This is a genomic window from Aliiroseovarius sediminis (assembly GCF_022678485.1).
Classification (GTDB): domain Bacteria; phylum Pseudomonadota; class Alphaproteobacteria; order Rhodobacterales; family Rhodobacteraceae; genus Aliiroseovarius; species Aliiroseovarius sediminis.
In genome coordinates this window covers 70,213-94,627 of the sequence record NZ_JALBYP010000026.1, presented here as the reverse complement: position 1 = coordinate 94,627, position 24,415 = coordinate 70,213, and the positions used below count along the sequence as shown (strand labels likewise).

The following is a 24,415-nucleotide window of genomic DNA, read 5'->3' as shown; positions in this document are numbered from 1 at the left end:
CTTGTGCGATGCGATCTGCACGTTATGGTAATCTGAGTGCTGCGTTGCAGAAATCGGGTAACATGACCTTTACAGAGATCACACCATCGGCGACCATTGAAGATGCGCGCCACGGCGGGCGGGCAAAGTGCCTGCAACGTCTGATCCGGCTTGATATGCCAGTACCGCGCACCGTCGCGCTGAGCTTTGATGCCGTTCACCGCATTTCCACGGGCGATATGCCCGATCTGGACGCGATGCTGGCGCTTTTCGGCCCCGATCCTCTTGTCTCGGTGCGGCCGTCGTCAGAGGACCCCGACTGGGGCGGCCCCGGCGCCATTCTGAATATCGGGATGAACGACGCCGTGCATGCCAAGCTGACAAGTACCCATGGCGAGGTGGCGGCGAACGCGCTTTATTTGCGGTTTATCCAAGCCTATGCGGTGCATGTTGGCCGCCTTGACCCGGACGAATTCGAAACTTTTTCGATTGCCACCGATGACGCGCTGCGCGCCGCGCTTGAGCTTTATGAAGAGGAAACGGAAAGCTATTTTCCGCAAGACCCGAAAGAGCAACTGGCCGAAATCCTGCGCTCCATGGCACGCGCTTGGGAAGGCACCACTGCGCGTCTGCTCAGGCAGGCCAAGGGGGCGCCGGCGGATGCGGGGCTGGGGCTTGTGGTTCAGAAAATGGCGCTGGGCGTGGGGCAGAATACCTGCGGCTCGGGTGTGATCAAATTCGTGGATGGCCGTACCGGGCATCGCAAAATCCGTGGGCGGTATCTGTGCAAAAGCCAAGGTCGGGACGCCTTGGCCGAAGAGGGTGATCGCGACGTCATGTATCTGACGAAAGATTCGCGCGGACGCTCGATCGAAGAGGTTCTGCCCGAGAATTTCGCGAACCTTGTCAAATTCGGTGATCTGTGTCGCACCCGCCTGCGCGAAGAGATGGAGATCGAGTTCACCATCGATAATGAAGAGCTGTTTATCCTTGACGCCGTGCGAGTCCAGCGCAGCGAACGCGCAAATGTGCGCATCGCGGTGTCACTGGCCAATGACGGGATCATTAGCCGTGAAGATGCCGTTCTGCGCATCCCGCCCCGCGCGCTCAGCGAACTGTTGCACAGCCAGTTCGACCCCACGGACAAACGTGATCGCTTCGGGCTGGGCATCGCCGCCAGTCCCGGCGCGGCGACTGGGAAGATTGTGTTCAACGCCCGCGCGGCGCAGGCTGCGGCGGCGAAGGGGGACGATTGCATCCTTGTGCGCAGCGAAACCAGCCCCGAGGATATCCGCGGCATGCACGCCGCGCGGGGTATCCTGACCGTTCGCGGCGGGATCACCAGCCATGCAGCGGTGATTGCACGGGGGCTGGGTCTGCCCTGCGTGGTTGGGGCGCAGGATCTGATGATCGACGAAAAGCAACGCAAGCTCGCCACTCGTGATGGGCGCAGCTTCACCGAAGGTGATGTGATCAGCATCGATGGCTCTACCGGCGAGGCATATGCAGGCGCCGTCACCATGTTGTCGCCAGAACTGGGCATCGCGTTTCAGACGCTTATGGAATGGGCGGATGACTTTCGCGACATCGGCGTTCGGGCCAATGCCGACACGCCGCCCGATGCGCGCAACGCAAGGATGTTTGCCGCCGAAGGGATCGGCTTGTGCCGCACCGAACATATGTTCATCGACGATGACCGCCTTCTGGCCATGCGCGAAATGGTGTTTGCTGACCATGCCGATGACCGCCGCGCGGCACTCGACCGCCTGCTGCCCATGCAGCGCGCCGATTTCACCGAGCTGTTCGAGATCATGCAGGGTCTGCCCGTCTGCATCCGGCTGTTCGATCCACCGTTGCACGAATTCCTGCCACATGGGCGCGAAGGTCTGCGCGAACTGGCCGAGGCACTTGACTTGCCCCTGCGCGATGTCGAACGGCGTGTCGCGGGCCTGCGCGAATTCAATCCGATGTTGGGAATGCGCGGTGTGCGGCTGGGCATCACTGTGCCCGAGATCTATGATATGCAGGCCCGCGCCATTTTCGAAGCAACGGTCGAGGCATCAAAGCGCGGTGATCCGGTTGTGCCCGAGGTGATGATCCCACTTGTGTCAGCCAAGCGCGAGGTCGAGATCGTGAAAGCCCGTGTTGATGCGGTTGCCGCCGAAGTGCGGATCGAAACCGGTGCGGATTTCACCTATCGGTTGGGCGTGATGGTCGAAACTCCGCGCGCAGCGCTTAGGGCGGGCGAGATTGCGCAACACGCCGCGTTTCTGTCCTTTGGCACCAATGACCTGACCCAAATGACTTATGGTCTGTCGCGCGACGACGCGGGTCGGTTCATGGGCGAATATGTGTCGCAAGGCGTGTATGAAGAGGACCCGTTTCACACGCTGGACACCGATGGTGTGGGCGAGCTTTTGCAAATCGGTGCCGCCCGCGGACGGGACGTGGACCGCGACCTGACCCTATCAATCTGCGGCGAACATGGCGGCAACCCAGAATCAATCCGATTCTGCCGTGATGCCGGGTTCGACTATGTTTCGTGCTCCCCTTTCCGCGTGCCGGTGGCGCGGCTCGCCGCTGCCCATTTGGCGTTGGAAGATTATGTGCGAAAAGATCTTGCAACTGATTGATTTAAAAAAGCAATAAAAACGGTGATATACACGTGGTTTCGCCGTGTTTCTGCGCCTTTACACTGTGACAACCTGCCGGGCTGGACGCATTGGCGCTTTTTTTGCTATTCAACCGCACGTCACCTGAACCCAAAAGGTGTGGGGGAAACGAAATGAACCAACTTCTTATGAAGATGGCGGCGTCAGTTTGCGTCGCGCTGACCATGTTAACGGCTCCGGCATCGGCTGGTACAGACGGTGTGGCCCAAGCGAACGCTAATCCGTTCGGGCTTTTATTGTCGCAAGACCGGGCAGGCGTAGGGGCGATGACAGGTGACCGGATCGCCGCTTTGGGCACCTTGCCGACCGCGCGGTCAGTCAAACAGGGGGGCGAGGTCCTATCCTCCAAATACTCCACCAAATGGTTGTCTACACAGCCCCGCCCGCAGCAAGACGCCGAATGGCGCTGCATGACCGAGGCGCTGTATTTCGAAGCCCGTGGTGAAACGCTGAAGGGGCAATTTGCTGTGGCCGAGGTGATCCTGAACCGGGTAGACAATCCGCGCTATCCCAATTCGGTCTGCGGGGTGATCAAGCAAGGAACGGGACGTAAGTTTGCGTGCCAGTTCACGTTCACCTGTGACGGGCGACCCGAGGTGATCAACGAACCCGCGTCCTTCGCCCGTCTGGGTAAGATTGCCCGCGCCATGCTGGATGGGACCGAACGCGCCTTGACCGGCGGGGCAACCCACTATCACACCAGCGCCGTCGCACCCGTCTGGGCCAAAAGGCTGACCCATACGACCAAGATCGGCATTCATCGCTTCTATCGCTAGCGTGTTTCTGGCCCGAAACGGCTTGGACCTGTTCGTTTTGCACTGGTCATCGGGTGCCGGATAAGGGCAATGTGCCCCCATTCTGGACGAGGGTCAAAATGACGGACGACACATCCATCGCCTTTGCTGCACTTGACCAGCGCGCAAGCCAAGAGGGCGACGCGGGCAACCCGCCCGACCGCATTTCCCTGCGCGATCATATCGTCGAAGTCGAGATCGGCGCCTTTCAGTCCGAACGCGACACCACCCAACGGCTCAGCTTCAGCGTCGTGGTCGAAGTCGCGCCCAGTGACGGCGCGCAGACCGACGACGTGGACGATATCCTTTCCTATGACACGATCACCGACGCTATTGCGGCCGAGCTTGCGGCCGAGCGTCTGAACCTGCTGGAAACACTGGCCGAGCGGATCGCGGACCGGATCTTAACCGCCCCGCAACCCCTCCGCGTGTTTCTGCGGATCGAGAAACTTGACCGCGGCCCCGGCAAGCTGGGGGTTGAGATCGTGCGCACGCGCCAAGCAGCCGCGCCAAGCGCGACCGATGATCCAGTCAGCGCTCCGGTGATCCTGTTTGTCGAGGATGCGGTCTTCACGGACGCCAAACTGCCGGACCTTGTCGACCGGCTGCGTGCTGACCCGCACGCCTTTGTCCTGTGTGTCGGCACGGGCGCGCATACCGTCCCGCAGGTGGGGCAGGCGACGGCGCAGCGGCATATCGACCTTCTGGCCATCGAACAGAACGCATGGCGCCTGGCGGCTATTGACCCGCGCTGCGTGGTCGTCGGCACACGGACCGAGCTGGACTGGGGCGTGAAGAACGACCAGATCAGTGTCTGGGCGCCCTCGAAACTGGTTCTGGATGCTGTTGACGGGCCGCGCGACACGGATGCACGCGCGCTTGCCGGCTGGCTTGCCATGACGCTGGGCGCGGACGCGCCTCAGGTCATCGCCCTCGATCACCCCTTTCTGACGGGGCGGCCATGACCCGGCGCTGCCAACCGATCCCCCGCAGCGGTGCGCCGTTCGACGGGCCGCCGTTGGCCGGATCGGCGACGGTCTGGTGCGATCAGGTGATCTTACGCGGGCGTGAGTCAGTGACAGGCCCGGTGCCCTTGGCTGATTGCGCCCCGGACGCTCAGACCCGCCTGACCGAACCCCGCGCGCCGATCTGTGGGTTGGCAATGGACCGGCCCCGGATCATGGGCGTGTTGAACGTGACGCCGGACAGCTTCTCGGACGGTGGCGATCATGCGACGCTGACCGCCGCTGTGGCGCGCGCGCGACAGATGGCTGGCGACGTCGATATCCTTGATATTGGTGGCGAAAGCACCCGACCCGGCGCCGACGATGTCACCATTGCCGACGAGATTCGCCGCACATCTGACGTGATCGCGGCTTTGCGCGCGGCAGGGGTCGAGACACCAATCTCCATAGACACCCGCAAGGCCCGCGTAGCCGAGGCTGCGTTGGACGCTGGCGCCGACATGGTCAACGACGTAGCCGCCTTCACTTTTGATCCAGAGCTTGCGGACCTTGTGGCAGAACGCGATGTGCCGGTCTGCCTGATGCACGCGCAAGGCCGCCCGGACACGATGCAGAACGACCCGCGCTATGACGATGTGCTGCTCGACGTGATGGAGTTTCTGGACGACCGCATCGCCTTTGCCACCAGCCGGGGCATCGCGCGTGAGCGGATTGTGACCGATCCCGGCATCGGCTTTGGTAAAACTCTGGAACACAATGTGACTTTGCTCAGGAACCTGTCGCTGTTACACGATCTGGGCCTGCCGGTCCTTCTTGGCGTGTCGCGCAAGCGCTTCATCGGAACCATCGGGCGGGCGGACAAGGCAAAAGACCGGATGGCGGGGTCGTTGGCGGTTGCGCTGCATGGCACCCAGCAGGGCGCACAAATTTTGCGGGTGCACGACACGTATGAAACCCGGCAGGCCATCCGCCTGCAACAGGCAATGATGGAAAGAGAGATTTGAGCAGTGGTTGATAAGCTTTTCGGAACCGATGGCGTGCGTGGTCTGGCAAATAACTGGCCGATGACCGCCGATATGGCGTTGCGCCTTGGGGCCGCTGCGGGGCGCCATTTTCGCCGCGATGGGTCGAACGGCCACCGGGTTGTCATCGGCAAAGATACACGTTTGTCGGGCTATATGCTGGAAAACGCGCTGACGGCCGGGTTGACCTCGACGGGGATGAACGTGTTGCTGCTTGGCCCGGTGCCAACGCCAGCTGTGGGCCGACTGACCCATTCGATGCGCGCGGATCTGGGGATCATGATTTCCGCCTCGCACAATCCGTTTCACGATAACGGTATCAAATTCTTCGGCCCCGATGGGTTCAAACTGTCCGATGATGATGAAGCCCAGATCGAACGGCTGGTGCATGAAGGGGTCGAACCCGTGCAGAACCACAATATCGGCCGGGCCAAGCGGATCGACGAAGGGCGGATGCGCTATACCGAGTATCTGAAAACCACCTTCCCCGACAATAAGCGCCTGAACGGGATCAAGGTCGTGATCGACTGCGCCAATGGCGCGGCCTATCGCACCGCACCGGAAACACTTTGGGAATTAGGGGCCGAGATTGTGCCCGTTGGGGTGGAACCCAATGGCAAGAACATCAACAAGGGCTGCGGGTCGACCGACACCGCGCTGGCGGCGCGCACCGTTGTCGAAACTGGCGCTGATCTGGGCATCTGTCTGGATGGCGACGCCGACCGCATCATGATCATCGACGAAAAGGGGCAGGTGGCGGATGGCGATCAGATCATGGCGCTTTTTGCCAGCCACTGGGCGCGCGCCGGTCGCCTGAAGGGCGGGGCGCTGGTGGCCACCGTAATGTCGAACCTTGGGTTAGAGCGTTTCCTGTCCGACCAAGGCTTGCAGCTGCTGCGCACCAAAGTCGGCGACCGCCATGTGGTCGAGGCGATGCGCAAGGGCGGCTATAACCTTGGCGGCGAACAATCGGGTCATATCGTGATGACTGATTTTGCCACGACAGGCGATGGTCTGCTGGCTGGCATCCAGTTTTTGGCTTGCATGGTCGAAACCGGCAAACCTGCGTCCGAGCTGTGCAAGATGTTCGACACCGTGCCGCAGCTTCTCAAGAACGTCCGTTATTCCGCGGGGCAAACCCCGCTTGAGGCGGACAGCGTGCAAGCCGTGATCTCGGACGCCGAGGCGAAGCTTGATGGGCAGGGGCGGTTGCTGATCCGCAAGTCAGGCACGGAACCCCTGATACGCGTGATGGCGGAATGCGAGGATGACGTGCTTCTGGGCAAGATCGTCGACGGCATCGTGGCCGAGGTCGAAGCCGTCGCTGCGACCGGTTAAGCGTCCCGACCGCCGAGCATCTTTTTCAGGCTGGCCCATTGACTGATCGCAAGCCCCGTCAGGATCAGCGCAAGAGCGATGAAAAAGCGCAAGGGCAGCACCTCGGACAAGACCCAGGCACCGAAGACCATCGACCAGACGGGCACCTGATAATTGACCAGTGTCATGAACACCGACCCGGCGCTGCGGATAACCGACACCCTCAGCAATGTGGCCAGCGCAGTGGGGATCAGCCCCAGCGCGATGATGGCCAGCCCCGGTTGCGCACCAGCCCAACCGGGCACGCCTTCAGTGATCAACATAAGCGGCAGCAGCAGGACCGAGCCAACCACCAGCGTCATCGCGGCCAACACCACCGGGTCAACGGGTGGACAACGTCGGGTGAAAATTGACGCGATTGAATAACACAGCGCCGCGCCGACACAGGCAAGCTGGGCCAGCGGTTCGGACCCTTGCCCAAGCTGTGCCAATCCCGACCCGATCAGTACCAAGGCACCGCAAAATCCCAACGACACGCCAATGAACTTGCGCAAGTTCAAAGGTTCGTCCGAAAAGAAATGCGCCAATGGCAGCACCATCAAGGGGATGGCCGACATCGATAGCCCAGCAAAGGCCGACGGCACATATTGCTGGCCCCAGCTCAGCAGAACGAAGGGCAGGGCAGTCGACAGAATGCCAATCCAGATGATCGCTGTCCAAAGCGTCCTGTTCCAGCCCGGTATCCGGCGCCCGGTTGCGATCATGCCGGCCAACAGTGCCACTGCCCCCAACGTCGTGCGGGCGGTTGCGACTGTGACCGGGCCATAGCCGTCCAGCGCAATGGTCACCACCATGAAGGTCGCACCCCAGATCAGGCCCAACGATATGACGCCGCCCCAATCGCGGCGTGTGGGTTGGTCGGTCATCTTGTGGCCCGTGCAAAAAGTGAATGGGGCGCCGGTATTCGACGCCCCACCTGATCTGATGCGCGGGTCGATTGCAACCCGCCGCGAAGCTTGATCCGGATCAGTTCTTCTCCTGATCGACCAGCTTGCCAGCCGAGATCCAAGGCATCATGTCGCGCAGTTTCTTGCCGACAACCTCGATCTGGTGCTCGTCATTGGCGCGACGCGACGCTTTGATGGTCGGCTGCCCCACAGCGTTCTCCAGCATGAAGTCACGAACGAAACGGCCCGACTGGATGTCAGTCAGCGTTTCTTTCATGGCTTTCTTGGTGGCCTCATAGGGCAGGATGCGCGGGCCAGAGACGTATTGACCGTATTCCGCCGTATTCGAGATCGAGTAATCCATGTTGGCAATCCCGCCTTCATAGATCAGGTCCACGATCAGCTTGGTTTCGTGCAGACATTCGAAATATGCCATCTCGGGCGCATAGCCTGCTTCGACCAGGGTCTCAAAACCGCAACGGATCAGTTCAACAATGCCGCCGCACAGAACGGCTTGTTCGCCGAACAGATCGGTTTCGCATTCCTCGCGGAAGTTCGTCTCGATGATGCCCGAGCGCCCGCCACCGATGGCCGAGCAATAGGACAGGCCGATTTCCAGCGCCTTACCGGTGGCGTCGGTGTCAACGGCCACAAGGCAGGGCACGCCGCCGCCTTTCTGGTATTCGCCGCGCACAGTATGGCCGGGGCCTTTGGGGGCCATCATGATGACGTCGACGCCTTCTTTCGGCTCGATCAGGCCGAAATGGACGTTCAGGCCGTGAGCAAACGCAATGGCGGCACCCGGCTTGATGTTGTCATGCACGTATTTCTTGTAGGTCTCGGCCTGCAATTCGTCGGGCATGGTGAACATGATCAGGTCACACCAGGCAGCCGCTTCGGCGATACCCATGACTTCCAGCCCTTCGGACTGGGCCTTCTTGGCGGATTTCGACCCTTCGCGCAGGGCGACCACAACGTTCTTCGCACCCGAGTCGCGCAGGTTCAGCGCGTGGGCGTGGCCTTGGCTACCATAGCCTAGAATGGCCACCTTCTTGTCTTTGATCAGGTTGATGTCGCAATCGCGATCATAATAAACGCGCATATTGGGCGCTCCTTCCATCGGTTTCATTCTGCTGGGCATCTTAGGGATGCGGGGGCGGGGTGGCGATATGAGAACCGGCATATTCTTTAGCCAAGATGGATATTTCAATTCGTTATAGGTGCTGATAATGATGAAATCATGCTTGATGACACTGACAGGCGCATTCTAAGACAGATGCAAGGCGACCCGGCGATGGCCGCACCCGACCTTGCACACCTAACAGGCATGTCCACCGCACGCCTGTCCCGCCGCATTGAACGGCTGCGAGACCGCAATATCCTGCGAGGGCCGCGGGCCGTCATCAACTGGCGCGCCTTGGGCTACACGGTCGAGGTCAGCTTGCGCATCACGCTGGACAAAACACAGGCGCGGGCATTTGACGAGTTCATCGCCGCCGCGCGTGACATCCGCGAGGTGATCGAGATCCAGACCTTTCTGGGCCGCGTTGACGTCCGCTTGTCCGTCATCGCCCGCGACATGGCGCATTATCAGGCGATCTATCGCGACCAACTGCTATCACTACCCCATATCGCGGATATCGAGGCGCTAATGCATGTTGCACGCATCAAGTCGGACGAGGCTTTGCCGCTGTGATTGATCTGGATGATATCGACCGCGCGTTGCTGCGCGCCTTGTCCAAGGACGCCACGCAATCGGCGGGGGCGTTGGGGCGTGATGTCGGGCTGAGCCAACCGGCAACATGGCGTCGGATCAAGCGACTGACCGATCACGGCGTGATCGCTGGGCGGCGGTTGGATCTTGATCGCGAGGCCTTGGGCTTTGGCGTCGCCGTCTTTCTGGGCATCAAACTGGCCACCAAGGGGCGGGTGAGCCTTGAGGATTTCGAACGCGCCGTCTGCGCTATTCCCGAGGTGCAAACGGTCGAGCATGTGCTGGGCCTTTACGACTTTCGTCTGCGTGTCGTGGCCCGCGACATTGCCGATTTCGAACGGGTCTTGCGCCGTCGCATCATGCCGTTGCCTGGCGTAGGTGATGTCGAAGCGAACGTCGTAATGTCCGAAGAACGTCGGCCCGGCCCGATTTGACACCTTCCCATCCTGCGCGATTTACGTCACGGTAACGACAACACATGGATGAGATAGGAGCCCGAAATGAAAGCCCTTTTGCCCGATATTGACCCCGATGGAATGCTGGAATTCTCGGTCGTGTTCACCGACCGATCCCTTAACCACATGTCGGCGGCCTTTCAGCGTGTGATGAACGACATTTCGTCCATTTTGAAAGACGTTTACAATGCAGATGCCGTGGCCGTTGTGCCCGGCGGCGGGACCTATGCGATGGAGGCTGTCGCGCGTCAGTTTGCCACCGGCAAACGCGTCATGGTCATCCGCAACGGCTTCTTTTCCTTCCGGTGGAGCCAGATTTTCGAGATGGGGTCGATCCCGGCGGAAGAAACGGTGATGAAGGCGCGTCGCGTCGGCAACACGCCCGACGCCCCCTTCGCACCCGCCCCGATTGACGAGGTGGTCGCCCGGATCAAGGATGAACGCCCAGACGTGGTGTTCGCGCCGCATGTTGAAACTTCCAGCGGCATGATCTTGCCGGATGACTATTTGAAAGCCGTCGCGGACGCTGTGCATTCTGTGGGCGGCATCTTTGTTTTGGATTGTATCGCATCAGGCTGCGCTTGGGTCGATATGAAAGCGACCGGCGTCGATGTGCTGATCTCGGCCCCGCAAAAAGGCTGGTCGGCGCAACCCTCTGCCGGGTTGGTGATGATGGACGAAGGGGCCCGCGAACTGGCGAAGGCGTCCACGTCGACCTCGTTCGCCGTTGATCTGGGCAAATGGCTGTCCATCATGGAAACCTATGAGGGCGGAGGCCATGCCTATCACGCGACAATGCCCACGGATGCGCTGCGTGCTTTCCGCGATACGATGTTGGAGACCAAGGAATACGGCTTCGACAAGCTTTGCGATGCGCAGTGGGAACAGGGTCGTCGGGTGCGCGAATTGCTGGCGTCAAAGGGTGTGAAATCAGTGGCGGCGGACGGGTTCACCGCGCCGGGGGTCGTCGTGGCCTATACGTCAGATCCGGATATCAAGGCCGGCAAGGCGTTTGCAGCCGAAGGTATGCAAATCGCCGCCGGAGTGCCCCTGATGTGCGATGAAGGTGACGACTATTCCAGCTTCCGTCTTGGGTTGTTTGGTCTGGACAAGCTCTATGACGTGGACGAAAGCGTCGCACGGCTGGATGCGGTCTTGTCAAAAGTGCTGTAACGAACAGGCGCGCGGGGTTCGCCCTGCGCGCCAGTCTTGCGCAGGTCTCAGCCCTTGCCGCCCGCCATCATGATCAACAGGACATAGATCACCGGAACGGTTGCCAGCGCCACCAACCCTACACCGACCAGTCCCAGGGCGGCCCAACCAAACACGAGCGCGACAATGATTGCAGCGAAGATCCCGAAAGTGATCTTCTCGGCGCGGGATTCGGCGGCTTTCTGTTCGGGGGTCTGTTCGGTTGTCATGATCGGGTTCTCCTTGTTCGCTGCGTGACGCCGGGTATCCACTGGCGCCGTTCATATTGAAATGTGACAAAGCCGCAGTGCGGCGGGATGTCGCAGGCGGGTCAACCCGGACCCAATCCTGCGCGCATTACGCGCTTGCGCATTGGGGCCACGTCATGCACGGCTTTCAATCCGAGCAATCGGATCGTCTGCACCACACTGTCGCCCGACCCCGTGACCCGGTTGAACAGGTCAATCACGCGGGCGCGCTTGGCGATGTCGCCGCTGCGGGCTTTCTCATAGGATCGCATCATGCCCGGGTTGCCCAGCGTGCCGGGCGATGCCTCGGCCAGTTCAAGCAGGGCGATCACATCGTTTAACGAGGTGTTCAGCCCCTGCGCCCCAACGGGCGGCAGGGCATGGGCGGCTTCGGCCACTACCGCGACGCGGCCCGATGTCAGCCGGTCCGCCGTCTGGGTAATGATCGGCCAGCTGGAGCGATGGCCTTTCAGCCGCATCCGGCCCAAAAGACCGGTCGAGCGGGCATACATTACCTCTTCGAATTCCGGCACGGGCATATTTAACAACTCAACCGCGCGCGGCCCCTTGTTCATCCACACGATGGCGGACGCATTCTGCCCGTCGATATCCGGCAGGGGCACGATGGTGAACGGGCCGCCTTCGTTATAGATCTCGGTCGAGATGTTGTCGTGCGGAAGATCATGCGTCACCGTAAAGGCCAGCGATTTCTGGCCATAGCGGGTGGTGGAAACGGAAATGCCCGCCGCCTCGCGCAGGGGTGACATCTTGCCGTCGGCCGCAACCGCCATCCGGGCGCGCACCGTGTCACCATTGGTCAGGGTGACGATCACCTCGCCCGTGCGCTGCACAATCGACCGAAAACCGGTGCCATAAAGCGCCGTGATCCGCGGCTGCTGTTGCAGATACCCCCATATTTCGCGCCGCACGACCCAGTTCATCAGGTTCCAGCCAAATGGCTCGTCCCCCATATCGCCGGATTGAAAAACCCGCCGGTCGCGAATTTCCGGTGGCCAACCCACCGTGTCGATGATCGCCAACTGCTCCAGCGGTTTGGCGTGGGGTTGCAGCAGTGGCCAAAGACCGATCCGGTCGAAAAGCTGTCGGGCGGGTTGCAAAAACGCCGTTGATCGCAGGTCGGATTTTTCGTCATCCGACGTTACGACGGGTGTGAACGGGTCCGCCATGACCACGGTAAATCCAGCTTCGGCGAAGGCCGCAGCACTGACTTGTCCGGCGATCCCGCCGCCCGAGATGAAGATGTCTGCATGATGGTCTGTCATGGTTCAGTCTTTCGTGTCTGCCGCGCGTTGGCCACCGATAAGATCGTTCAGGAACCCGGTCAGATCGTCGGTATGGTGATGAATATGATCCGCCGAGTGCGGGTCCGGGGCAACATGCACGGTGCGCATCCCCAATTCGTGGGGCACGGCCAAGTTGCGGGGGTCATCTTCGAACATCGCGGCAACTTTGGGGGTCAGCCCATCGCGGGCGAAGACCTTGTCAAAGGCGGCACGGTCGGGCTTAGGGTGGAAGTCCGCATGTTCGACCCCATAGATCGCGTCGAACAGGCCGCTTAGCCCGCGGGCGGCCAGCACCCTTTCGGCATAGGGGGCCGAGCCGTTGGTATAGACGATCTTGCGCCCCGGCAATTCGCGAATATTCTGGGCAAGGCCGTGATCGACCTCCAACCCCGACATGGAAATATCGTGCACGTCATGCAGGTAAGGGGCCGGGTCAACGCCGTGTTCGCGCATCAACCCGGCAAGCGTCGTGCCGTAGGTTTGCCAGTAATGGTGGCGCAGATGGTTTGCCCGGTCGCGGTCCACGCCAAGTTCGTCCATCACCCAGTTGGTCATGCGAACCTCGATCTGGTCAAACAGCCGCGCATGTGGCGGGTAAAGCGTGTTGTCCAGATCAAAGACCCACGCGCTGACATGAGAGAAATTATCGGCAATCATGGTCCCAAACTACTCGGCTTGGCTGGTGGGGGAAAGGGGGCAGACGGGAAATCGACTGCAGGTGATAGTCTGTTGCCGCCTTCGTGTTTGCCTTGGCGTGATGCACGTGATTATGTTGGCGCATTAGAACGCACGACCAAGAAACGAGGACACCGTGGCAGACGCCAAGCAGGGACAAAAAGACGCATACGAGTTGATCCTCGACGCGATAGATACCGGCACCTACAGACCGGGCGACCGTCTGGTGGAAAGTGAACTGGCCGATCGGTTCGGCGTGTCACGCACCCCCATCCGCGAGGCTTTGCAGCGGCTTGAGACACAATCGCTTCTGACCCGCGACGGGCGCAGCCTGATCGTCGCATCGCTGAGCCATAATCAACTGGCCGAACTCTACGTCGTGCGGTCCGAGCTTGAGGGGCTGGCGGCGTCATTGGCCGCGCAACACGCCACGCCGGAAGAAATCCGCGTGCTGCGCGAAATGGTCGAGGATGATCGAAAACGCCTGTCCGACCCCGCCGCCCTGTCTCGGTCGAACCGACGGTTTCACAAGCAATTGCATTTGGCGTCGCACAACCGGTATCTGGTCCAACAACTCGACCTTGTGCATCGCACCATGGCGTTGTTGGCCACCACGTCGCTGGCCGCCGAAGGGCGCAGCGAAAAGGCGATCGCCGAACATGACGCCATCGTCGCCGCGATCGAAGCGCGCGACCAGGCCGCAGCGCACGAGGCCCTGAAAACACATATTTCCAAGGCATTCGAGACGCGGATCAAGCTGGATTCAATGGCGGGGGAATGACTGCGTCCGTGTGGGGCAGGGCGTCGGTTGGTGCATCGCCCCCGGAAACAGTTGCGTCGAATTTCCCGTGCTGGGTCTTGTCCCAGTAAAACGGCTTTGTCACGATCTCGACAAAGCCTTTCATCGCAGCAAGAGATGCCAGCGGGTAATAGAAATGCAAGGTCGGCACCCAGAACCGCAACCAGCGCAGCTTTGCGTTGCTGACGGCCTGCACGCCCACTGTGATCGTCAATAGCTCGGTCGCCATGAATACCGTGCCCAGGATGATCAGAAGCTCATTCGGCATGACACCCCGCAACGGGTGGGGTAGGCCAAGGGGAAAGGCCCAGAAAGTCCACAGGATCGGGGCCAGCAGGAATTGCGACAGGCTTCCCAGAAACAGGATCTGAAAGCCCAGGAATTTCCACCACCCCAGATCGCGCCACAGCTTGCGTGGGTGGCGCATATGCACGCCATAGGTCATCGCATAGCCTTTGATCCAACGGGACCGCTGCTTGATCCATGGCCAAACACGGCAATTCGCCTCTTCCTCGGTGACGGTGTCGACAAGCTCGGTGCGATAACCATGGCGGGCCAGCCGAATGCCCAGATCGGCGTCTTCGGTAACATTGTGGGCGTCCCATCGACCCAGCGCCTCAAGCGCGTCGCGGCGAAAAAACAGCGTCGTGCCGCCCAGTGGAATGGCAAAGCCCGCCCGTTCGACGCCCGGCAGGACGATGCCCCACCAGGTCGCATATTCAACCGTGAAACAACGGCTCAGCCAATTCGTCCGCGCATTGTAGAAGTCCAGTTTGCCTTGCAGGCAGGCGACTTCTGGTCCGCGCTGGGCGAACCTGCGCACGATCTTGTGAATCTGGTCCGGTGCCGGCGCGTCTTCGGCATCGTAGACCCCGATCACCGAACCGCGACAGAAATCCAGCGCGAAATTCATCGCACGCGGCTTGGTCTTGACCACCCCGCGCGGCACGACGATCTGGCGCATCCAGCGCGGCAGGTTTGACCGGGCAAGGGTCTGCTGGGTCAGGGTGTCGTCTTCTTCGACCACCAAACACACATCCAGCAGTTCACGCGGGTAAGACAGGCGGGCGAGCCGTTCTACCAGTCGCCCGGCAATCTCGCGCTCTTTATAAAGGGGGACGAGGATCGACACAGTAGGAAGTTTTAGAAACCCGCGGTCGGCGTCGGGGGGAACGTCCGTGCCATCGGTTGCACGACCCCGCCGCCAATATTGCAGCGCCGCAATACCCTTCAGCGTCGAGTTCAGCAGCAATGTCACCACAGCCCACGCGACCAGCGTTGCAAATCCCGCGAAGGGCGACACGACGAACAAGCCAGCCAGCGCGATAAACAGCGCGGCGGCAAAGCGCGCCACCGCGCCGGTACGCCACCCCCGGCAGCTTTCGGCCTGCGTCACCCGGTTTTCGGCGTGCGCGGCCAGTGATCTGTGACGCATCGAGACCAACGCGGCCTGAATATCGCCTTCTGGCGCGATGGCCAAAAAGCAGCGCCCCCAATCGCTGGGCAAGTCCTTTTGCACGCGCTGAAATTCGTCTGGATGCGAGCAAATGATGACGGTCGCGCCGCCCGCTTGTTTCCACGGCACGATCCCGTGCCGGATGCAATAGGTCGCCCCAAGCCGGTCGATCAGCCGGACGTCGGGGGGATCGTCCTGCAAATTCGCGATCTGACAATCATATTGCTGTGCGAGCGCTGCATACAGATCGGCTTCGCGGACCCAGCCATTGGTCAGAAGGATGTCGCCAAACCGCGCGTCCTCACGCGACTGAAGTGACACCGCCATGGCAAGGTTTTCAGGGGTGAGCGCCCCCATCTCGACCAGAATCTGACCCAGCGGCTTGCGGCGGTGACGCCCCGACCCGGCGCGCGCAGAACGACGATCACCCCCTGCGGGCAGGGCATCAGACGGAACTAGACGCAGGTTGGTGGCGGGCATCAGAGGCTCTTTGCGCAATCAGACCAGAGGACCATTGCGGACTATTGGTTAACACAAGGTTAACCAAGCCACCTGAGCAAGAATTTTCTGTGCGATTTGAGGCGTTTCAGCCCCGGTCTTCCATCGCTTTGGCGAACCGCTCGAACAGGTAATAGCTGTCCATCGGGCCGGGGCTGGCTTCGGGGTGGTGTTGAACCGAAAAGACCGGGCGATCTTTCAAGCGCAGCCCACAGTTCGACCCATCGAACAAGGACACGTGGGTTTCAATCACCCCGTCGGGCAAGCTGTCGGTGTCCACCGCGAAGCCGTGGTTCATCGACGTGATTTCGACCTTGCCGGTATCGTGATCCTTCACCGGGTGGTTCGCGCCGTGGTGGCCGTGGTTCATCTTGATTGTGCTGGCGCCCAAGGCAAGCGCAAGCATCTGATGACCTAAGCAAATTCCAAAAATTGGCAGGTCCGTTGTCTCAAGAATGGTCTTGATCATCGGGACGGCGTATTCGCCGGTCGCGGCAGGATCGCCCGGGCCGTTCGACAGGAAGATCCCGTCGGGCTGGTGCTCCAGAACCTCATCTGCTGTTGCGGTCGCGGGCAAAACGGTCACGTCGCACCCTGCCGAGGCAAGACAGCGAAGAATGTTTCGTTTCGCACCATAATCTAGCGCGACAACCTTGTGGCGTGGGTTGGTTTGTGTCGGATAGCCGTCAGGCCAAGCCCACCGCATCTGGTCCCATTTATAGCTTTGCGCGCAGGTGACATCTTTCGCCAGATCCACCCCTTCCAAACCGGCAAAGTTGCGGGCTTCAGCCACCAAGGCGTCAATGTCGAAATTCCCGTCCGGATCATGCGAAATCGCCACATGCGGCGCGCCTTGCTGCCGGATCATGCGCGTCAAGCGGCGGGTGTCGATCCCGCCGATCCCGATGCGGCCGCGTTTTGCCAGCCAATCCACCAGCTTTTCGGTTGACCGCCAGTTCGAAGGTTCGGTCGGGTCCCACTTGACCACCAGACCAGCCGCGACCGGATCGCCGGCTTCATCATCTTCGGGGTTCACACCGACATTGCCGATATGCGGAAAGGTGAAGGTGACGACCTGACCGGCATAGGACGGGTCGGTCATGATCTCTTGATACCCTGTCATCGCGGTGTTGAAGCACAGCTCGGCGGTGGTGATGCCGGTGGCGCCAAAGCCGTGACCATAGAATATGGTGCCATCGGCAAGGGCCAAGCAGGCGGTGGGTTTTGCGCCAACTGGGGCGGTGGCAGCGGTCATGGGGCGACTCCCGAACGTCAAATCTGCGTGAAACTAGTGTCGCGGGCGGGTAAGGTCAAGGGGCGGTCGATTCCACAACCATTTTCACTGATCGTTTATTTTCAATGACTTACATGTGTTGAAGCCCGGTTGAATGCTTGCCCCCTTTTCGGTAAATTGCGAGCTTCGTAACGGTCACAGCAAACGGATGGTGCCATGGACATGCGAAGCCGGGTAAATGATGCCCTGAAAACAGCCATGAAAAATAAGGATGCCGAGCGTTTGTCGACGCTGCGGTTGATCTGCGCCGCCATCAAGGATCGCGACATCGCCATGCGCGGCTCGGATGACGAGCGTGAGCTGACCGATGACGACATCCTGGCGATTCTGGGCAAGATGGTGAAGCAACGCCAGGAAAGCGCGCGCGCCTATGAAGAAGGCGGGCGACTGGAACTGGCCGAAAAGGAATTGTCCGAGATCGAGGTGATCGAGGATTTTCTGCCCAAGCAACTGTCCAAAGACGAGACTGATGTCGCCGTCGAAAAAGCAATTACCAATGTGGGCGCTGACAGCATACGCGACATGGGAAAGGTGATGGGCGAATTGAAAGCCGAATACACTGGCCGGATGGATTTCGGCAAGGTCGGCCCAATGGTGAAGGAAAAGCTGGGATAGGTTGCGGGCCTGATTGGACCCGTCCGAAACAATGTGACCGCGAGGGGCGCGAAGGAACATCGTAACGGCCAAACGTGCATTGCCGTCGGTGGCCCTTATATCATGTCGCATCAACTTCCGTTTGGTTGAGTAACTTGGCAAACATTCTCATTTGCAGTTGGGGACAACCAATAGAGATTCCGGTATGGGCATAAAGGTATGGGCATAAGTCTGAACATTGCGACGCAACTCGCGCGGATATCTCCAAAGCTAGGTCAGTGTCGCAATGGTCTGATGCTTGGTCGGCAGAAGATGCATTTCAAAAGACCCGGATGGAAAGAAGAGATTACCAAACGCCTGAATGCGTTAGGGTATGACGTGCAACAGGACGATCTGTTTCAGGAGGACAAATTTTGCGAGGCCTATCTGAACGCGATCGGATGGCCAAAGATGGAGAGTTTGGATTTCACTCCTATGGAGGGTGCCGAGTATGTTCATGATCTCGGGCAACCCATTCCTGATGACCTGAAAGGCCGATTTGATCTGATCTATGACGGCGGTACCACCGAGCATATTTTTGACATCGCGCAAGCATTTCGGAATATTGACAAGATGCTGACTGACGACGGGGTGTTTATCTCGAACGTTGGTGCAGACGGTTGGTTTGGTCATGGGTTCTATCAGATCGGGCCAGATATTCCCTGGCGCTATTGGGTCGCAAGTTTAGGATACGAAATGATGGAATGCTGCGTGTATAATCGCAGTTCGGGCGACTTCCAGGAAATTCCAGACCCGACGGGCAAACCGCGAGGAGGTGAACAGTCGTTCAAAAAACCTCAGTTTATCTTTTATGCCGTGCGCAAGCGGCATCGGGACGGACCGGAGGCGCCGATCGTTCAAAGCCACTATACCTCCTATCCGGTGGTTTAGGTTTTCCTTATTAATTCCCGGTCATCCATCTAGCTGGGAAGTGATAACGAAGATCTATGTATCATCGTGTGTTGCAACCGCAGAGATGACATTTGCGTCGTGGCTGAACAACTCAACCGAACGACTTTACCCGCAACAGAGCCTCGCGCAGTTCTTCGTAAAGCTTGGGGCGTTCGTCTTCGGACAGAAACGCGCCGATCTCGACCTCGCGCCCGTTCCCCTTGAGGGTCACGTAATTCGGCACGGGGCCACTGCGTTTGTGTATCTCGACGGTGACCCAATGGGGGTTGGCGTTCCAGTGCTGTTCGTCGCCGCGCGGGTCATGGCGGGTCAGTGTGATGAGGTCGCGCTGGATCAGAAGCTCCTCAAGGATCTCGCCATCCTTGTAACTTTTCTCGATGAAGAACCACAGCGCGCCCATCGCGCCCAACGCGAATGGCAGAAGCCACCAAAGCGCGATTGACCCAAGCAAACCCAGCAACGGGATAAGCATCATGGAAAACCCAATCCCCATCACCCACACAAAGCCACGCCGAGGCAGGGACCGAAACGGCCACAGGTGCAGTTCGGCCTGTGGGCTGTCGGGGGCATCGGTGGGCATCCATTCATAGGGCATGGCGCGCAAGGGTCCATCGTCGTGAGAAACCTCAAGAAAACCCGGCGTGGGACATGAGGCAAGGAAAAAGTGAGAGTGAGAGTTAAGTGGCCACATCAGCGCGGATGGGTCGGACGAAGCGCGGTATCGGCTGAACCTGCCTGCGAAACAGTAAGATGCGGCGGCAAACGACGAAGGCCCGGACGATCTGTCCGGGCCTTCTTGGTCTGTCAGGTTGTCTTAGTGTGAATGACCTTTGTCCCAATCTTCCTGCTTTGGCAGGGTCTCGAACGTATGCTCGGGCGGCGGGCTGGGCAGGGTCCATTCCAGTGTATCCGCGTATTCGTTCCAGTAATTGTTCTCGGTCACACGTTTGCCCTTGAAGAGCGTGTAGAACACGATGCCGATGAAGAACACGAATGATGCAAAGGACAGGAACGCACCGTAAGAGCTGATCTTGTTCCAATAAGCAAAAGCCTCGGGATAGTCGATATACCGGCGTGGCATACCTTGACGACCCAGGAAGTGCTGCGGGAAGAAGGTCAGGTTCACACCGACGAAGAAGGTCCAGAAGTGGATCTTGCCGGCCCATTCGGGATACTGGCGTCCGGACATTTTTCCGATCCAGTAATAGATGCCAGCGAAGATACACATCACGGCGCCAATCGACATGACATAGTGGAAGTGCGCCACGACGTAGTAGGTGTCGTGATACAGTCGGTCCACGCCCGCCTGCGACAGCACCACGCCGGTTACACCGCCAACGGTGAACAGGAACAGGAAGCCCATTGCAAACAGCATCGGTGTCCGAAACTCGATCGAGCCGCCCCATAGCGTGGCAATCCATGAGAAAATCTTGATCCCCGTGGGCACCGCGATCACCATGGTCGCCAGCATGAAATAGGATTGCTGCGTCAGCGACATACCGACCGTGTACATATGGTGCGCCCACACGACAAAGCCGATGAAGCCAATGGCGATCAGCGCCCAGACCATCGGCACATAGCCGAAGATCGGTTTGCGGGCAAACGTGCCGATGACATGGCTGATGATGCCGAAACCGGGCAGGATCACAATATACACCTCCGGGTGGCCGAAGAACCACAGGATGTGTTGATACAGAACCGGATCGCCGCCACCGGACGGGTCAAAGAATGTCCCACCGAAGTTGCGGTCGATCAGCAGCATGGTGATGGCACCGGCCAGAACCGGCAGCGACAGCAAAATCAGCCACGCGGTGACAAAGATCGACCATGCAAACAGCGGCACCTTGAACAGCGTCATGCCGGGGGCACGCATGTTCAGGAAGGTGGTGATGATATTGATTGCCCCAAGGATCGACGACGCACCCGAAACGTGCACTGCGAAGATCGCAAGATCCATCGAATACCCACCTTCGGTCGTTGACAGCGGCGGATACAGCACCCAACCAACGCCCGATCCCAACTGACCGTTGCCCCCCGGCGCCAGCAGCGAAGCGACGCCCAGCGCAACACCAGCCGCGTAAAGCCAGAAAGACAGGTTGTTCATCCGCGGGAAGGACATGTCCGGTGCGCCAATTTGCAGCGGCATGAAATAGTTGCCGAACCCGCCAAACAGCGCCGGAATGACCACGAAGAACATCATCAGAACGCCATGATAGGTAATCAGAACGTTCCACAGATGCCCGTTCGGCGTACATTCGGCCGACGCGTCGGCAATAAAGCGGGCGCCCTCAAGGCACATATACTGAACGCCCGGGTCCATCAGCTCTAGCCGCATATAAACGGTGAAACAGACCGAGATGAAACCGGTCACACCGGCCAGGAACAGATACAGGATGCCGATATCTTTGTGGTTGGTCGACATGAACCACCGGGTAAAGAACCCGCGCTCGTCGTGGTGGTCGTGGTCGTGAATGGCTGCGTCCGCCATGCTTCCCTCCCTTTAGGGTTTACGTGGCCGGGGTGGGGAATTTTCCACCCGGCTTTTTAACGTGTGTAATATGCGGGGCGGGGTCGGGGCAATGTCACAATGACAGTAAGTCGCAAAAAAAGCGCCCCGCACGGGGTTTTACCGGGCGGGGCGTCGTATTCAGGTATGCGATCGGCCATGGGGCCGGGGCAATTAGTTAGTCTTGGCCGAATCGTCTTCGGCGGCTTCGCCTTCGGTCGCTTCACCTTCAGCTGCTTCACCTTCGCCGGCATCCTCGGGCGAGAAGGTGGCAAGGAACGCGACCAGATCTTCCGGCTTGCCCCATTTGAAGGTCATCTTCGACTTGGCTTTCGGATCGTCCAACTGCTCTTTCAGGAACGTCTTGGGATCTTTGATGTAATCCATCAGCAGTTCTTCGGTCCAGACCAAGCCAGCTTCGCCTGCGGCGATGATCGAATCGCCATATTTGAAGTCCTCAATGGTGCCAGCCTGACGGCCAAGGATACCGTAAAGGTTCGGGCCGGTGCGACCGCCTTTGAACAGTTTTTCCCCTTCATCATCGACGATCATGTGGCAGGCTTTACATTTCTTAAAATCGTTTTCGCCCTTTTCGACATCGCCTTCGGCAAATGCGGTGCCCGACAGGGCAAGGATCATGGCGGCGGAAGAAATAATCGTCTTCATGTGTGTCCTCATGCTAGATCTGTTTTACGTATCATACGTTTTTTGGTCGCGCGGACCCTGCAACAATTACGACCCGATAACAAGATACCGAACGGCCGCATATCGTCCACGGTTGCCCTTTGGCTATTTGTCGCCGATCGGGCCGAACACCTTATCAAAACACTGCTGCAGAACAATGTCCACATCCCCCATGGTCACAGGTAGACCCAGATCAACCAAACTTGTTACGCCGTGATCGGAAATGCCGCAGGGCACGATACCCGAGAAATGTTCAAGATCAGGTTCAACATTGATCGAGATGCCGTGAAAGCTGATCCATTTGCGCAGCCGCACGCCGATAGCGGCGATCTTGTCTTCGGGCGATTGACCCAGAGCGGTCAGCGGTTTGTCGTCGCGCACGACCCAGACGCCCACGCGCCCGTCGCGCCGTTCGCCGGTGACGTTGAATTCCGCAAGCGTGCGGATCACCCACTCTTCCAGGGCGGCGACGAAAGCGCGCACGTCGCGCCCGCGCTTGCCCACATCCAGCATGACATAGGCCACGCGCTGACCGGGGCCGTGATAGGTATACTGCCCGCCCCGCTTGGACGGATAGACCGGAAACCGATCCGGCGCGACCAGATCCTTGGGGTCGGACGACGTGCCGGCGGTGTAAAGCGGCGGGTGTTCCAGCAGCCATATCATCTCGCCCGCCTCACCGCGGGCCATGGCGTCGGCATGTGCCTCCATCCTTGCAACGGCGGCGTCATAGTCGACCAGCGTGTCGGCAGTTTCCCATGTGACGGGCGGCATATCGGGCGGGGCTTTCATGGGCATCATTTGGCACCGCGCCGCCGCTTTGTCAAAGCGCATGGCGATTTCCGTCCCGCGGATGTTTTTTGGACTTCACAACCCCAAACCCCTTCGCTATGAAGCGCGTCACCAAGCCTGGGCTCGCGGTCGTGGCGGAATTGGTAGACGCGCAGCGTTGAGGTCGCTGTGAGGTAACACTCGTGTGGGTTCGAGTCCCACCGACCGCACCATCCCCCCAAAAAATCAATTATCGCTTCAACGCAGTGCGTTGCCAGCTTGCGGCACATTCCGATGCGCGGCTATGGTCGTGCAATGATTGATGCAGCCGACCAAGCGTTCCTGACAGACCTGTTTGATACCGCCGTCGCGGCCGCGGATGCACGGGTGGTGCTGCAAGGGCATCTGCCTGAAAAACCCAAGGGTCGCACCGTCGTAGTCGGTGCTGGCAAGGGGGCCGCGCAACTGGCCGCCGCATTCGAAGACCTGTGGGGCGACCCGGTCGAGGGCATTGTGGTAACGCGCTATGGATACGCTGCGCCCTGCAAGCACATTCGTGTGATCGAAGCCGCGCACCCGGTGCCGGACAAGGCCGGGATAGAGGCGTCAAAGGCGTTGATCCAAGCGGTCAGCGGCTTGGGCCAAGATGATCTGGTGGTCGCCCTGATCACCGGGGGCGGCTCGGCCCTGTTGCCAGCCCCGCCGGACGGGCTGGGTCTTGAGGACGAGCAGCAGTTGAACAAGGCGCTCTTGTCGTCGGGCGCGCCGATTTCTGTAATGAACGCGATCCGCAAGCATGTGTCGCGTATCAAGGGCGGGCGGCTGGCGATGGCTGCGGCGCCGGCGCGGGTGGTCACGCTGATCGTGTCTGATGTGCCGGGGGATGCGCCCGCGCAGGTTGCTTCGGGCCCCACGGTGCCGGATGGTGCCGATCAGGCGCTGGCGCTGGCGGCAATCTCGGCATGGAACATTGATCTGCCCACCCGCATCCTTGACCACATTCGCGCCAACCCGGCCCCGTCACCAAGCGACCCCATTTTCGCACAAAACGAAGTGCAGGTCGTCGCCTCGGCCCGGTTAAGCCTTGAAGCGGCGGCGGCGCGATCCGAAGCGCTCGGCGTCCCGGCGGTCATCCTGTCCGACGCGATTGAGGGCGAAGCGCGCGAGGTGGCTCGGATGCACGGCGCCATGACGCGCGAGGTTCTGACCCACAACCGCCCCTTCCGCACCCCGTGTGTTCTGCTTTCGGGCGGTGAAACCACCGTTACATTAAGAGGTGCCGGGCGTGGCGGGCGCAACACCGAGTTTCTGTTGTCCTTGGCGATCACCTGCGACGGGCTGGAGGGTTTCACTGCCATGGCAGCCGATACAGACGGGATTGACGGATCGGAAGATAACGCCGGTGCCTTTGCAGACGGTCAATCCGCTAGGCGGCTGCGCGCGATGGGCTATGACCCGACGGCGCTGTTGTCGGACAACGACGCATGGGGCGCGTTCGATGCGCTGGGCGATCTGTTTTCGCCGGGGCCGACCGGCACCAATGTCAACGATTTCCGCGCCATCCTGATCAGATAGGGGG

23 protein-coding genes and 1 tRNA gene are annotated in these 24,415 nt (G+C 59.9%); 13 read left to right on the top strand and 11 right to left on the bottom strand.

Annotated elements, in window-relative coordinates; all coding sequences use genetic code 11:
- Positions 1 to 62: 62 nt before the first annotated feature.
- The 5 genes from ppdK to glmM all read left to right on the top strand — a co-directional run bounded on the left by ppdK (position 63) and on the right by glmM (position 6,770).
- Complete coding sequence (gene ppdK / locus MN186_RS06975) at positions 63 to 2,612, top strand: pyruvate, phosphate dikinase (RefSeq protein ID WP_242113651.1); 2,550 nt, start codon at positions 63 to 65, stop codon at positions 2,610 to 2,612.
- A 152-nt stretch (positions 2,613 to 2,764) separates the two neighbouring features.
- The gene (locus tag MN186_RS06970) at positions 2,765 to 3,427 is read left to right on the top strand and encodes a cell wall hydrolase (protein WP_242113650.1); all 663 of its coding nucleotides are present in this window, start codon (positions 2,765 to 2,767) and stop codon (positions 3,425 to 3,427) included.
- A 98-nt stretch (positions 3,428 to 3,525) separates the two neighbouring features.
- Positions 3,526 to 4,410, top strand: coding sequence for a dihydroneopterin aldolase (locus tag MN186_RS06965; protein WP_242113649.1), 885 nt, complete (start codon positions 3,526 to 3,528; stop codon positions 4,408 to 4,410).
- Positions 4,407 to 5,414: a dihydropteroate synthase gene (gene folP / locus MN186_RS06960; protein ID WP_242113648.1), complete on the top strand. Its 1,008-nt coding sequence runs from the start codon at positions 4,407 to 4,409 to the stop codon at positions 5,412 to 5,414. Before MN186_RS06965 ends, folP begins: the two co-directional genes overlap by 4 nt.
- 3 nt (positions 5,415 to 5,417) lie before the next feature.
- Positions 5,418 to 6,770 carry a phosphoglucosamine mutase gene (gene glmM, locus MN186_RS06955; RefSeq protein WP_242113647.1) on the top strand — a complete coding sequence of 451 codons (1,353 nt, stop codon included), beginning with the start codon at positions 5,418 to 5,420 and terminating at the stop codon, positions 6,768 to 6,770.
- On the opposite strand, the gene MN186_RS06950 is transcribed toward glmM, so the two are convergent.
- Both MN186_RS06950 and ilvC read right to left on the bottom strand, forming a co-directional pair.
- The gene (locus MN186_RS06950; RefSeq protein ID WP_242113646.1) at positions 6,767 to 7,675 is read right to left on the bottom strand and encodes a DMT family transporter; all 909 of its coding nucleotides are present in this window, start codon (positions 7,673 to 7,675) and stop codon (positions 6,767 to 6,769) included. The genes glmM and MN186_RS06950 overlap by 4 nt on opposite strands.
- A 100-nt stretch (positions 7,676 to 7,775) precedes the next feature.
- Positions 7,776 to 8,798, bottom strand: a complete 1,023-nt coding sequence (gene ilvC, locus MN186_RS06945) for a ketol-acid reductoisomerase (RefSeq protein WP_242113645.1) — start codon at positions 8,796 to 8,798, stop codon at positions 7,776 to 7,778.
- 138 nt (positions 8,799 to 8,936) lie between these two features.
- Here ilvC and MN186_RS06940 point away from each other — a divergent pair, with 138 nt between their 5' ends.
- The 3 genes from MN186_RS06940 (at position 8,937) to MN186_RS06930 (ending at position 11,038) form a co-directional block, all read left to right on the top strand.
- Positions 8,937 to 9,392: an Lrp/AsnC family transcriptional regulator gene (locus MN186_RS06940; protein ID WP_242113644.1), complete on the top strand. Its 456-nt coding sequence runs from the start codon at positions 8,937 to 8,939 to the stop codon at positions 9,390 to 9,392.
- Positions 9,389 to 9,844 (top strand): Lrp/AsnC family transcriptional regulator, encoded by a 456-nt coding sequence (locus MN186_RS06935; RefSeq protein ID WP_242113643.1) that lies wholly within the window; start codon positions 9,389 to 9,391, stop codon positions 9,842 to 9,844. The genes MN186_RS06940 and MN186_RS06935 overlap by 4 nt, the downstream gene beginning before the upstream one ends.
- Positions 9,845 to 9,910: 66 nt before the next feature.
- Entirely contained in the window at positions 9,911 to 11,038 is a 1,128-nt protein-coding gene (locus MN186_RS06930) for an aminotransferase class V-fold PLP-dependent enzyme (RefSeq protein WP_242113642.1), read from the top strand.
- Between the two features lie 47 nt (positions 11,039 to 11,085).
- On the opposite strand, the gene MN186_RS06925 is transcribed toward MN186_RS06930, so the two are convergent.
- From MN186_RS06925 to MN186_RS06915, 3 genes are all read right to left on the bottom strand, one after another.
- Entirely contained in the window at positions 11,086 to 11,286 is a 201-nt protein-coding gene (locus tag MN186_RS06925; RefSeq protein WP_242113641.1) for a hypothetical protein, read from the bottom strand.
- A 101-nt stretch (positions 11,287 to 11,387) separates the two neighbouring features.
- On the bottom strand, positions 11,388 to 12,587 hold the full coding sequence (locus MN186_RS06920) for an FAD-dependent monooxygenase (protein ID WP_242113640.1): 1,200 nt from the start codon (positions 12,585 to 12,587) through the stop codon (positions 11,388 to 11,390).
- A gap of 3 nt (positions 12,588 to 12,590) precedes the next feature.
- On the bottom strand, positions 12,591 to 13,265 hold the full coding sequence (locus MN186_RS06915; RefSeq protein WP_242113639.1) for a pyrimidine 5'-nucleotidase: 675 nt from the start codon (positions 13,263 to 13,265) through the stop codon (positions 12,591 to 12,593).
- A 154-nt stretch (positions 13,266 to 13,419) separates the two neighbouring features.
- Between MN186_RS06915 and MN186_RS06910 the strand changes: the two genes are divergently transcribed.
- On the top strand, positions 13,420 to 14,064 hold the full coding sequence (locus MN186_RS06910) for a GntR family transcriptional regulator (RefSeq protein ID WP_242113638.1): 645 nt from the start codon (positions 13,420 to 13,422) through the stop codon (positions 14,062 to 14,064).
- Here the strand turns inward: MN186_RS06910 and MN186_RS06905 are convergent.
- A complete protein-coding gene (locus MN186_RS06905) occupies positions 14,036 to 16,018 on the bottom strand; it encodes a glycosyltransferase family 2 protein (protein WP_242113637.1) in 1,983 nt (660 codons plus the stop codon). The genes MN186_RS06910 and MN186_RS06905 overlap by 29 nt on opposite strands.
- Positions 16,019 to 16,124: 106 nt before the next feature.
- The gene (gene carA, locus MN186_RS06900) at positions 16,125 to 17,291 is read right to left on the bottom strand and encodes a glutamine-hydrolyzing carbamoyl-phosphate synthase small subunit (protein WP_242113636.1); all 1,167 of its coding nucleotides are present in this window, start codon (positions 17,289 to 17,291) and stop codon (positions 16,125 to 16,127) included.
- A 195-nt stretch (positions 17,292 to 17,486) separates the two neighbouring features.
- On the opposite strand from carA, the gene MN186_RS06895 reads away from it, so the two are divergent.
- Together MN186_RS06895 and MN186_RS06890 are read left to right on the top strand one after the other, a co-directional pair.
- On the top strand, positions 17,487 to 17,945 hold the full coding sequence (locus MN186_RS06895) for a GatB/YqeY domain-containing protein (RefSeq protein WP_242113635.1): 459 nt from the start codon (positions 17,487 to 17,489) through the stop codon (positions 17,943 to 17,945).
- 198 nt (positions 17,946 to 18,143) lie between these two features.
- Positions 18,144 to 18,854, top strand: a complete 711-nt coding sequence (locus MN186_RS06890; protein WP_242113634.1) for a class I SAM-dependent methyltransferase — start codon at positions 18,144 to 18,146, stop codon at positions 18,852 to 18,854.
- A 112-nt stretch (positions 18,855 to 18,966) separates the two neighbouring features.
- On the opposite strand, the gene MN186_RS06885 is transcribed toward MN186_RS06890, so the two are convergent.
- From MN186_RS06885 to lipB, 4 genes are all read right to left on the bottom strand, one after another.
- Positions 18,967 to 19,470, bottom strand: a complete 504-nt coding sequence (locus tag MN186_RS06885; protein ID WP_242113633.1) for a DUF2244 domain-containing protein — start codon at positions 19,468 to 19,470, stop codon at positions 18,967 to 18,969.
- 219 nt (positions 19,471 to 19,689) lie between these two features.
- Positions 19,690 to 21,363 carry a cytochrome c oxidase subunit I gene (locus MN186_RS06880; RefSeq protein ID WP_242113632.1) on the bottom strand — a complete coding sequence of 558 codons (1,674 nt, stop codon included), beginning with the start codon at positions 21,361 to 21,363 and terminating at the stop codon, positions 19,690 to 19,692.
- Positions 21,364 to 21,555: 192 nt separating this feature from the next.
- Positions 21,556 to 22,047 (bottom strand): c-type cytochrome, encoded by a 492-nt coding sequence (locus tag MN186_RS06875; RefSeq protein ID WP_242113631.1) that lies wholly within the window; start codon positions 22,045 to 22,047, stop codon positions 21,556 to 21,558.
- Positions 22,048 to 22,170: 123 nt separating this feature from the next.
- Positions 22,171 to 22,857, bottom strand: a complete 687-nt coding sequence (lipB, locus tag MN186_RS06870; protein ID WP_242113630.1) for a lipoyl(octanoyl) transferase LipB — start codon at positions 22,855 to 22,857, stop codon at positions 22,171 to 22,173.
- Positions 22,858 to 22,982: 125 nt separating this feature from the next.
- Here lipB and MN186_RS06865 point away from each other — a divergent pair.
- Both MN186_RS06865 and MN186_RS06860 read left to right on the top strand, forming a co-directional pair.
- Positions 22,983 to 23,069: transfer RNA gene (locus MN186_RS06865), tRNA-Leu, on the top strand.
- Positions 23,070 to 23,151: 82 nt separating this feature from the next.
- Positions 23,152 to 24,411 carry a glycerate kinase type-2 family protein gene (locus tag MN186_RS06860; protein WP_242113629.1) on the top strand — a complete coding sequence of 420 codons (1,260 nt, stop codon included), beginning with the start codon at positions 23,152 to 23,154 and terminating at the stop codon, positions 24,409 to 24,411.
- The last annotated feature ends 4 nt before the right edge of the window (positions 24,412 to 24,415 follow it).